Here is an 11,144-nt window from a genome sequence, read left to right as displayed (position 1 = left end):
AACAAGCATCCCAAACCGGGCCTCCATTCAGCATGAAGGCCATCGTGAACCCGTTTCTCAGAAAGGGGTCGTTTTTGGCTGCCTGTCCCCCTTCCGAAGGGGTCACTTTTCCATGCCGCTTAACAGCCTCGGGCTATGGAACATATCCCGACATCACAAAGGCCATCGCCCAGCGGGAAGCCCTTCTTCAGGAGCGCAGGCCAAGGGAAGACGCTCTCAAATCCGACCTCAAGGAAAAAGAGGCCGCTGCCGCCGTTCCGCGCGCCAGGATCAATGAGGAGAACCGGAAGACCCGGGACCTCCTGAAGCAGCGTGATGATGCCGTGCATGCTGCCGGGCAGAAAGTCGAAGAGGTAGGAGCACATGCCGTCGCGCTCATTGCTGCATTGCCGGAGGGCGGTTTCTTTTCGAACCTGATGAGTGGACGCAACTGGGCGAATGTTGAAAGGCTTGTCGCCGAGGGTAGACAGGGCAGCTTCTTTCGGTCACTCATGCAGGCTCAGGTCAAGTCCAAGCTCGAATGGATGAATGCCATCAATGAGATGACGGCATCAGCCGAGAGGGAGCTCGCAACAGTCCGGGAATCCCGGGAAGAGACGCGTCAGGCTCGAGATACCCTGGTCCAGAAGTTGGAACGCGAGGTTGCCGCTGCCGACCTGGTGAGCAAGACCGCCCGAGCAGAGTACGATCACTATGTGGGAGGCTCCTATGTTCTGGCCGGTCGCGAGCTTGAAAAGCTCGTCACCCTCAAGCATCAGATACTCCAGCAACTTCAGGATTGCTGCACGGCCATTGAAACGGTTCTGGCACCGTCCGACTGGGCCGCGATGTTCGACATGCCGGAAGAAAAACTTCCCTGGCGCCAGAGCAACTGGACAGGAAGGCTAGATGTCATCGAGGATTTCCTGGACCGGACAATACGCTACGCTCTGTTCCAGTATGCTTTGCGCTACTGGGAAGGTCGGTGGGTCCTTGAAGTTCAGGCTCTTCAGGATGCGCTCGAGCAGAACGACAACAAGGTCTATCCGTTCAAGGTTGGCGGCAGAGCCATGGAGGCCATGTATCGTCGATGGGCGATGCTGACACCGCTCTTCATCGTGACGGCAGCCAGCCTTCCGAAGTTTCCCAAATGCACGATGATGGAAAAGGGCAAATTCGTCGAACGTTTCATGGCAGGCTTTTTCGACCTGCTCATTGTTGACGAAGCCGGACAGATAGCCCCCTACCAAATGGTCCCGGCCATGGCCTTCTCAAAGAAAGCCGTTGTGGTCGGGGATGTCTTCCAGATTGAGCCGGTCGTCACCAGTTCCCATGCAACGGATACTGGCAATGCCCGAAAGGCCGGCGTTCAGGAATACTTCTGGGATGACGACGGACCGGTTGATCCCCGCGTCGTCACGGCCGCCCCGGGAAACAATAACATCATGGGCTCCGTGATGCGCGTGGTCCAGACGGGCACCAGTCACTCCTCACCGGACAGCCCTGTTCCCGGCATCTTCCTGACCGAGCACCGCCGTTGCCGACGGGACATCATCGAGATCTGCAACGAACTCGTTTATAACGGCCGCCTGAAACCCATGACCGCAGAACCGGACAGGGAACCTCCTCTGCCGCCTCTTGCTTGGGCCAATGTCAATGGAACGTCGGAGCGTCTGGGGCGCAGTCAGCGCAATCCCCGTGAAGCGGAGGCCATCGCGCGGTGGATTGTCAGTAAAGCGGATGAATGGAAGGACTTCTACGACAAGCCGGTGAACGAGATTGTCGCGGTGATTGCCCCCTATGGACCGCAGAGAGACGCCATCCGGCGGGCCTTACGCAAGTTCAGCACGGCCCATACGGACAAGAACATCTCGAAAATCAAGGTCGGCACGGTCAACGCCATGCAGGGCGCGGAACGGGACATCATCATCTTCTCGCCAACATGCGACCGCAAGGCGAGCACGGGATTCTTGGATGGCAAGCGCAGTCTTCTCAACGTCGCCATCTCACGAGCCGTCCATTCGTTCGTCGTCATTGGCACGATGGAAATCTTCGAGCGGAATCCTGCGTCGGCCCTGGGAATTCTGGGGAGAGCCCTGTTTTCCAAGGGCTATGAACTCGGGGATGTGACTGGCAACTGGGCGGCAGATACGTCTCTCATCCTCCGTGGCAAGAGGCTGTCATCCGTAAGCGAGCACCACGCGCAACTGGATAAAGCCCTCGCGGACCTGAAAGACGGCGAGGAAATTGTCATTGTCTCCCCCTTCCTATCCCTGTCCGGTGTCAACGCACCTGAACTCCAGGACAGCATCCGCGAGGCCGTTGGCAGAGGGGCCGTGGTCAATATCGTGACGCGCGTTCCCAACGCTCCCGGTTATTCCAACGGAACATCACCTGCGTGCAGAAAAGCACTCGAGGAGACGGGAGCAAGGCTGCACGACATCAAGCTCCTGCATTCGAAGACGCTGATGACGCAGAGCTTCATTGCAGAAGGGTCCTTCAACTGGCTGAGCGTCATGCGCGACAAACCTGAGGGCGCCAACCTGGATACGTCATGGGTGCTGACCGGGGAGGATGCCCATAAAGCCGCCCGAGAAGCCATTGATGAGCTCAACCTTCTTCTGAAAGAGAGCAAGCCCCCGTCCGAAATAGGGCATGGAATAATGGCGGCCTTTGTCAGTCAGGGGAAAGACTGACAGATCTTCCCGGAGTAATGCCAGCAGTCATGATGCCGTTTTTCGATGATAAATTTCAGCGTTATTCAGTTTTGTGTTCGGTAAGCGCTCGTCCACGAATACAAGGTGGTCGTGGATAAGAAATTCGTAAGCGTTCGGATGTCGCACATTCGTATTTAATTTGAGAGCGACTACGGACATGATCTAGCCGTTCGGTCCACCCTACCGATTGGCCATGTCAGCACAGTTGCTTGCCAGCTTCTCCGTAGAGATCGTATCAGCCAGTCGGGGGGGGGAGAGCAGAAGGTCGGCTGTCGAGGAGGAATAATCAGGAAGCTGACATTTGCGTGAGAGACGCTTGGGGGGCTACCAGCCCAAACTTGACCATCGTCTCGATGTAACTGTCCAGTGAAGCAGACCTTAATCACGGAAGCAGGGGACGACCACGAAGCGAAGGAAGCGCAATTTTGCTATGATCGCGCTAATGTCGGTTTTTTTACAAGTCAACCAAAACCAGTGGCTATCGCCGCAGGCAGGAACGTATGCGTTCGACACTAACTTTGGAGCTATTCGCCCCGTACGATGCCAATTAGTCGTCGGAACTCGGCATCCTTGGTGTCACTCTTCCAAAAGTTGATGAAACGGGCCACCACTTGTAGATTGCCAGCCTCATAGTGACCATTGCTGTCAATTCGATCCAGAGAGGGCTGCAACTGCTCGTCCGAACCTTCGAACTGCAAAGTGAGACCAGTGATTGCGCAACAATTTCCGGTTTTGTCTAGCAGCGCGTTCAGATGAGAAATGAGGGCTTCTTTTGATAACCTGAGGTCTTTGTCCTTGATTGTACGCTCAACAGTCTGACCATACGATTGCTTTGCTGTTTGCTCGGCTTGGTTCGCCATGCTCCAGACTGCTTTGAATCTCGCGTCCTTGACCTCACCATTATTCTGGCGTTCTAATTTGCTGACCCACCAAAGAGCATCCAGCGTCCATAGATCAACCCCGAGTTCTTTAGAGAGCTCGATCAGTACCGAATTGATAATCTCGTATTTGTTTCCAGGTGATGACCCATGCGGGAAGGTCGGCCAAATAGCGCGATCACGCATTTCTGGTTCGCTGGTTCCATTCCAAACGCCATAACGATCAGGGTATGCAAGCAGCAACATCGGCGAGAGCGTAGCCGGACCGACACCATGAATCATCGATAAGGCCGTGTCGAACCTTTCTGAAAGCGGTTTAGTTTCATCTACAAGGATGGATATTGCCGCACGAAGGTTATCGATGTCATCTGCCGCAGAGCGGCCAAGGCGTTCCAATCCCGACCAATGGTGATTGTGCTTAATACTAAGAAAATCGTGATAGTCTTGCGCTGTGAGGCTAGATGGGTCACGGAAGAGCGGTTGGAAGCGGTTTATTACCTCGTCGCGTCTGGCGATAGAGTGATGAACGCTAGGAAGACTAAGGGCTTTTTTCAGATTAAAGGTCATGACCTAATTTGTACATAGACGCATGTTCCGTGCCAAGATCGGACATTTGCAATCATGCAGAAATTGGTAGTTCAGGGCTCGGGGAACCGAGCACTGCGCTTTGTCTGAACAGAAACTTTCGAGAAGTGAGCCCGGCGGAGACAGGTTCGCTTCCTGCGCAAGCCGGCTGATCGGCTTTGAAACAATCATGTCCTTTATCAGGATCTACGTGGGAGCGGCCGATGTCTGGCATGAGGCAGTATCCGCCTCTCTATTCCTTCCTGATCAGTTCCAGACCCTCCTCATATGTCGTCACGGGAAACTCAGGGAAATGACGCTTGAATTTGCTTGAGTCAAAAAGATTGTCCTGCTCATAACGGGGTAGTAATTCCCTGATCTCCCACACCTTTTTTGAGAAAATGCCTGCGATGATCAGTGGCCATTTTCCAATGACCGAATAGGAAGGGGGACGTCCGAAAATCCTACTCGCCATGGTAACAAATGTCTTGTAGGTCGGCCGCTCGTCACAGCACGGCAGATGCCAGGTCTGCCCGAAAGCTCCCGGTGCATTGCCCAGCGTTGCGAGCGCGCGGCTCGCATCCGGCGTCCAGATGAGGGTCCGGCGGGTGTCGTCACGGACAGGAACCAAGGGCCTTTTACCTGCTTTCAGCCTGTCAATGATCAGGGCATTGGTGAAGCTCTGCGTTTTCCCCGGACCATAGAATTCCGGTGCGCGGGCGATGAGCACGGGAATGTCTCCACGTGTCATTTCCTGCAGCACCATGGTGGCCATTGCCGCGCGCACGCGTCCTTTCCGGCCAATGGGCGCAAAGCGCGTTTCCTCCGTCTGGATCTGGCTGTTCTGCGGATACATGTAGGTATTGTCGAAATAGGCAAAGCTGGCTCCCGCCGCACGGCACGCCTGCAGGGCATTCCTAAGCATGACGGGAAACTGTTCTTCCCAGAGTTTGCTGTCAGGGGGCAGGCCTGCCGTAAAGTAGACGATCCGGCTGCCTTTCACTGCCTGTGTCGTCTGCCCTGCATCCAGCAGGTTCGCCGCCATGAGCGTATCGTCTTCGTTTACCTTGCGGGGATTGCGGCTCACAAGCCGCAACTCTCCCGTATGATGCTGATGCAATGTCCGCGCCAGTTCCGTGGCGATCTGACCGTTTGCGCCCAGTATTGTCTGCATGCGAGGCTGCCTCCATGATGTCAGGTAGGTTTGCCCTTACACAATTAACCTTGAAGTCAGATTTAATGTCAAACCGCTGATTGACCTTCAACCGGGCTTGAACGTTACAGGGCAGTGATCAGAAACGCTGCCGCATGGGAGGGGCCAGCCATGAACCGTCATATCCTTCACGTTGTCACCAACACCGCTCATTTCGCCAATTCCGCGCAGCCGACCGGATTATGGCTGTCGGAACTGACGCATGCGTGGGACGTCTTTGCCGCCAGTGGTTATGAACAACGCATTGTCAGCCCAAAAGGCGGCAGGGTTCCGCTTGATCCGCGTGCGTTGAAATGGCCGATGCGCGATGCCTCTGCCAAGGCCTGGCTGGCCGATCCGGCAAAAATGGCCCTGCTGTCTTCAACAGATTGCCCCGCAGACATCAATCCGGGCGATTATGACGCGATCTACTTCACCGGCGGCCATGGCGTGATGTGGGATTTTCCAGACAATGAGGGTCTTCAGGCCATCACCCGCGCGCTATGGGAAAAGGGCGTCGTGGTCTCCGCTGTCTGTCATGGATATTGCGGACTGCTGAACACCCGGCTTGCCGATGGTTCGTTTCTAGTCCGCGGTCGGAAAATCACCGGATTTTCATGGACCGAGGAGAGACTTGCGGGTGTCGCACGCGAAATCCCCTATAACGCGGAAGCGCAGATGAAGGCACGAGGCGCGATTTATGAAAAAGCGCTGCTTCCGTTCATGTCCCATGTCGTGACGGATGGACGGCTGGTGACGGGACAGAACCCCTTTTCCGCCAGAGCGACGGCAAGAAAAGTCGTGGCGCTTCTGGATAGGTCTTAACGGGAGGCCGTCTTTTTACGGCGGCCAGAGCTGACTGACTGACGGCGGTCCGTCGCATCCAGAAGGCGGATATCGTCCGACGTGACGTCGAGGGCTTCGGGATGTTCCGCAAGCATGTTCGTCAGAACACGATGCGCATTGGCCGCACAGTCCATGTCATCGGGGCGCGCCTGAATATCTTCAACAAGACGGAGCAGATGCGCCCTGCTCTGGGCCAGGCGTGCCTGCAGCGCTTCGATATCCGCAATCTTGCGTGTCAGGGCATCCATCAATGTAGCATGGTCCCAGTGTTTCAGGTCAGGGGGCAGCAGAGTGCGGATTTCATCCAGTGTAAACCCGGCCCGCTGCGCCGTTGTGATGAGACCCAGGATCATCACGGCCTGCTGCGGATAGGTCCGGTATCCGTTGGGCCGGCGGTCAACCGTTTTCAGCAGTCCGATGCGCTCATAGAACCGGATCCTCGACGCTGTCAGGCCACTTAGCCGTGCCAGTTCTCCAATCTTCATGATTTACCCTCGGTCATGAACGCATGCTTGACCTTGAAGCTATCTTCAACGTTAGGCTCTGACCAGTATCCCGTTATTGATCGGCAAGGAGGCGTATCATGTCATTCATCACGACATCTGATGGCGTAGAGATTTTCTACAAGGACTGGGGACCGAAGGATGCCCAGCCGATCGTCTTCCATCATGGCTGGCCACTCAGCGCCGATGACTGGGACGCGCAGATGCTGTTTTTCCTGAGCAAGGGATTTCGCGTGATCGCGCATGACCGTCGCGGTCATGGGCGTTCGGCACAGGTGAGCGACGGGCACGACATGGATCATTATGCGACGGATACATCGGCCGTTGTCGAACATCTCGACCTGCAAAATGCCATCCATGTCGGACATTCGACCGGCGGGGGCCAGGTTGCCCGCTATGTCGCGAAATATGGTCAGCCCCAGGGACGGGTTGCCAAGGCCGTGCTCATCAGCTCCGTGCCGCCCCTGATGGTTCAGACGGACCGCAGCCCTGACGGTGCACCGATCGCAGTCCTGAACGGACTGCGTGCAGGGCTTGCGGCCAATCGCGCGCAGTTCTTCCTGGATGTAGCCAGCGGACCGTTCTACGGCTTCAACCGCACGGGAACAGAAATTTCGGAAGGCACGATCCGCAACTGGTGGCGTCAGGGCATGATGGGCAGCGCCAGGGCGCACTATGAAGGCATCAAAGCATTCTCCGAAACGGATCAGACGGATGACCTGAAAGCCATCACAGTGCCGGTGCTTGTGCTGCAGGGCGATGATGATCAGGTCGTGCCCTACCGAAACGCAGCTGTCCTTCAGGACAGACTGCTTCAGGACAGCAGGCTGAAAATCTATCCCGGTTATCCGCACGGCATGCACACGACACATGCAGACGTCATCAATGCAGATATCCTGGCGTTCATTACCGAATGATGATCGCATCATGATGACGAGACGTTTAGCGTCAGCAGGTAGCGTCTGGCCTCTCCACCTGCCCTGTTGTGCGTTCAGTTCCCGCAATATCGCCGCGCAGAAATCTGTCCGTCGATGTCGACTTACGGTAACGTCGCTGAGGGACGGAATGTCTTGACATGAAGACGTATTCTGACGGCAGTTTCTGCTTCACGAACAGCGTATTCGCTTGACGGGGTAATGATCCATCTGTCCGTCTTCCGAAAGGAATGTGGCGTGTTCAGCTTGTGCCTGTGCCATCAGGAGATGATCAAAGGGATCACGATGATGCAGAGGCAAGGACATCAGGATCTGCAGGTGTTCGGGTTGTATTTGCAGCAGAGAGAAACCTTCCGCAGGAATGGCTGCCAGAATATCGTTCATATCCGCGCCCAGTTTTCCGATACGGATTTTGATCGCAATCTCCCATAATGACACGATACTCACCAGAATATCGTGGACCGGATCTGCAATGATCTCCCGTGCATTCTCACCCAGCCGGTCGGAGTCCGAAAGCCACCAGAGCAACGCATGCGTATCGAGCAGAACCTTCACAGGTTGCGTTCCATGCTTTCAAGAATGTCCGGCGGCGTCTCATCAAAATCTTCGCTCATTCTGATCCGTCCTCGAAGAGCTCCAGGCTGACGACGGGGGCGATAGGAAGGAGCTGGTGGCCGCAGTTCAGCCACAACCTCATCATGAGACGTCACGAGGATCGTACTGCCCTGTCTGACCTGACGCAGATAAGCTGTCAGGTTTCCCCGGAACTCCCGAACACCGATTTTCTGTGGGGATGGTGCGTTATCTGAAAGATGCTCGCTCATAGTCTCCTCCTTATGTGTCATCATATCATGTACACAGAAGGAGGAGGTAGAGAAATCCTGAGGCATATTCGATTTCAGAGATCAGTGGCTTCCGACAGTGCCAGAGCGTCCTCTACATCCACCCCAAGGTATCGAACTGTACTATCCAGTTTTGAATGACCCAGCAGGATCTGCACGGCTCGGATATTGCCGGTTCGTTTGTAAATCATGGCAACCTTAGTCCGGCGGAGCGAATGAGTTCCATATTCCCCCAGGATAAGTCCTATCGCCTAAACCCATTGATCCAGAAGTCGGGCGTATTGCCTTGTGCTCAGGTGAGCTTTGGCACTTAAGCGACTGGGAAAAACATACTCATTCAGGCCACCACCGCGATGTTCCAGCCACGCTCGCACACTTTCCCGCGTTGTTTCTGTAATTTCGAACTGCACCGGTCTTCGGGTTTTCTGCTGGACGACCATGGCTCGATGACGCACCTGACCGCTGGTAACGATGTCGCCGATACGAAGGCTGACAAGATCGCAGCCCCTGAGCTTGCTATCGAGAGCAAGATCAAACAGAGCCTTGTCTCTGATACGCTGTTCGCTCCCCAGCCAGAACCGAATAGCCCAGACGTGCTTTTCTTTGAGCGCCCGCTTGGCGCCAACCATTTTTCCTGCATTCCAAGGCACGGACGCCTTCAGCGTAGGCGATAGAAAACGCGTTTTCTTTTCCATGATACTTTCTCCTGATCAGCTGCAGATGCAGCAATTAGAAGTCTGGAAAGGATATCGACGGATAACGAGAACTATTGCACACCGTCTGCTTTCCGGAAATTCGCAAGGCTCCTATTATGACCGACATGAGGGCGTAAGCGGACTATTTCCTGAGCCTGATGATTCCGAGTTCGCGCCATATCCACCCAAAATCGTAGGCAGCCATGGCACCGCCACTCCCTTGGGCGTGGACCGTAGTGTTTTCGATATCCTTCAACCAGATGGCCACCTTTTTACGCCCTGAGGCTGTCTGGACGGCCTGACGTGGCGTCATATCCCCCAGAGCCGGAACAGGCTCATCAAGCACCTGCCGATAGTGCCGCTCCAGCATCTGCCCGATAATCCGGGCTTCCTCCTCGGGCGGGATCTGCAGTTCTGGCGAGACCTCACGTCCATGCGTCCCCCGGTCTTCCATCGCCTGCGCCGGCGTCATGATCTGCGTGAGCGGAGCGCGCACGAGATCTCCCAGACCAGCCTGCAGCATGGCGCGGCCACGTTCGGCACGCTCTTTCGAGTTCACCTGCAGCCGCAACTGCCGCCCCTTCAGATCCAGCGTGCCCAGCACGATCGCACCATCATCCATCTCGGTGCGCAGGAACCGCCCATTTTCATCTCGTCCAGCCTTGCCCACGGGATTACTCGGCTCTTTCAGCCAGTTCCAGAATGACCGGTTTTCCGGTCGCAGGGCCATGACCCCGTCAAGCACGTCCGCCACTGTCTTCTGTGTCACGCCCTTTGCCAGCCGGAAACACACTTCGTGGAAAACCAAATCCTCTCTGTCCCCATTGAACAGCGCAGGCCCCTCCATCTGCCGGGCCATGTCCTCCAGTGTCCGAAACAGCCAGGTCAGCGTGAACATCGGCGCAAGTTCATGCAGCGTCTGCGTATCGACTTTTGGAAACTCGGCCTTGCCCCGTCTTTTCCGCAGAGCCCTGTAAAGGTTCGCAGCCAGATCTTCGCAGGCACCCCGTGAATAGGCGAGCAGCCCACCTGCCAGAATGGTCTTTCCATCGGACGGCACAAGACGTGCTGCAATCCGGTCCCACTGTTCCAGCGTCCGGGTAGCCGTGCCTTCATACACCAGAACGGGTTCCCCACCCCGCAGCAGGTCACGCGCCATCAGGCTCTGGCCGGGTTTGATATCCGAGACTTCATACAGGCTCATGACCGAAGCCTTGAGGGCACGCATGTAGGCGCTGTTGCGCGGCCCTTCCTTCCAGCCCCGCCGTTTGAGGTAAACGTCGACGAAATTCCGGCCATCGTCCCAGTCCTGCCCGAGAAAATCTTCGAAAGCGCAGCCCCACAGCGTCATGGCAACGTCAGGGCCGATCATCTCCGCCAGATCCTCGAAGGAGATGTCGCCCGCTTCCAGCGCCGGACCAATGTGATCGCCAAGCACTTCGCCAAAACGGTCCTGCCAGTCCTCCTGGCCGAGATATCGGATCAGTCCGGTGAGTTCATCTGCAGCCATGGGTAATCCTGCGTCTCCTGATGCGGACAGCAGAAGGGCAGACTGTCCTGACTCGACAAGCCTAGAATGATACCCCGAAACAGACGACAGGGTGCCTCGCTCTTAAATCACGCATTTGTGAAAATGGACAAAATCGCGCCCCGGTACCTTTCCGTCTGTTTCCTATGTGTTTCCTGCGGAGGATTTCGGGCACAAAAAAAGCCACCCTTTTGGGGTGGCTTTTTGTTTGTCTTATCAGACGGAGATATCTGGTTGCGGGGGCAGGATTAGCTCTCAAATTGCAGCACTGGCAAGTTGAGAACAAACCGGGATTAATAGGCTGTTTTGATGCACTTTTTTCTGCATGCGCTTAACCCTCTCACTGAAATAAATAAGCCCCCTGCCCTCGCCAAACTGATCGTTTAATTATTCAAAGCCATGTCCGCTTACGCCTCGTTCAGGACGTACGTTCTTCGCAGAAGGTTTTTCGCATAGCGGACACTC

Annotated in this window: 10 protein-coding genes; 3 read left to right on the top strand and 7 right to left on the bottom strand. The window is 55.7% G+C overall.

What is annotated here, in order from left to right:
- Positions 1–32 precede the first annotated feature (32 nt).
- Positions 33–2,675, top strand: a complete 2,643-nt coding sequence (locus OQZ28_RS14950; protein WP_458136582.1) for an AAA domain-containing protein — start codon at positions 33–35, stop codon at positions 2,673–2,675.
- Between the two features lie 545 nt (positions 2,676–3,220).
- On the opposite strand, the gene OQZ28_RS14945 is transcribed toward OQZ28_RS14950, so the two are convergent.
- Complete coding sequence (locus OQZ28_RS14945; protein WP_458136581.1) at positions 3,221–4,141, bottom strand: hypothetical protein; 921 nt, start codon at positions 4,139–4,141, stop codon at positions 3,221–3,223.
- Between the two features lie 250 nt (positions 4,142–4,391).
- A complete protein-coding gene (locus OQZ28_RS14940; protein WP_458136580.1) occupies positions 4,392–5,312 on the bottom strand; it encodes an SDR family oxidoreductase in 921 nt (306 codons plus the stop codon).
- Between the two features lie 150 nt (positions 5,313–5,462).
- Here OQZ28_RS14940 and OQZ28_RS14935 point away from each other — a divergent pair, with 150 nt between their 5' ends.
- The gene (locus OQZ28_RS14935) at positions 5,463–6,155 is read left to right on the top strand and encodes a type 1 glutamine amidotransferase domain-containing protein (protein ID WP_458136579.1); all 693 of its coding nucleotides are present in this window, start codon (positions 5,463–5,465) and stop codon (positions 6,153–6,155) included.
- Here the strand turns inward: OQZ28_RS14935 and OQZ28_RS14930 are convergent.
- Positions 6,152–6,661 (bottom strand): MerR family transcriptional regulator, encoded by a 510-nt coding sequence (locus OQZ28_RS14930; protein ID WP_458136578.1) that lies wholly within the window; start codon positions 6,659–6,661, stop codon positions 6,152–6,154. The two genes, OQZ28_RS14935 and OQZ28_RS14930, sit on opposite strands and share 4 nt — an antisense overlap.
- 98 nt (positions 6,662–6,759) lie before the next feature.
- On the opposite strand from OQZ28_RS14930, the gene OQZ28_RS14925 reads away from it, so the two are divergent.
- Positions 6,760–7,596, top strand: a complete 837-nt coding sequence (locus OQZ28_RS14925) for an alpha/beta fold hydrolase (protein ID WP_458136577.1) — start codon at positions 6,760–6,762, stop codon at positions 7,594–7,596.
- A gap of 189 nt (positions 7,597–7,785) precedes the next feature.
- Here the strand turns inward: OQZ28_RS14925 and OQZ28_RS14920 are convergent, their stop codons facing one another.
- The 4 genes from OQZ28_RS14920 to OQZ28_RS14905 all read right to left on the bottom strand — a co-directional run bounded on the left by OQZ28_RS14920 (position 7,786) and on the right by OQZ28_RS14905 (position 10,661).
- Positions 7,786–8,169, bottom strand: a complete 384-nt coding sequence (locus tag OQZ28_RS14920; RefSeq protein WP_010510728.1) for a type II toxin-antitoxin system VapC family toxin — start codon at positions 8,167–8,169, stop codon at positions 7,786–7,788.
- Positions 8,166–8,504, bottom strand: a complete 339-nt coding sequence (locus tag OQZ28_RS14915) for a type II toxin-antitoxin system Phd/YefM family antitoxin (RefSeq protein WP_458136576.1) — start codon at positions 8,502–8,504, stop codon at positions 8,166–8,168. Before OQZ28_RS14915 ends, OQZ28_RS14920 begins: the two co-directional genes overlap by 4 nt.
- Positions 8,505–8,707: 203 nt before the next feature.
- Complete coding sequence (locus OQZ28_RS14910) at positions 8,708–9,151, bottom strand: tyrosine-type recombinase/integrase (protein ID WP_458136575.1); 444 nt, start codon at positions 9,149–9,151, stop codon at positions 8,708–8,710.
- A 142-nt stretch (positions 9,152–9,293) separates the two neighbouring features.
- On the bottom strand, positions 9,294–10,661 hold the full coding sequence (locus OQZ28_RS14905) for a hypothetical protein (RefSeq protein ID WP_458136574.1): 1,368 nt from the start codon (positions 10,659–10,661) through the stop codon (positions 9,294–9,296).
- Between the last annotated feature and the right edge of the window lie 483 nt (positions 10,662–11,144).

It is taken from the genome of Komagataeibacter sp. NFXK3 (assembly GCF_054182245.1).
This window is presented reverse-complemented; position numbering and strand designations above follow the sequence as displayed.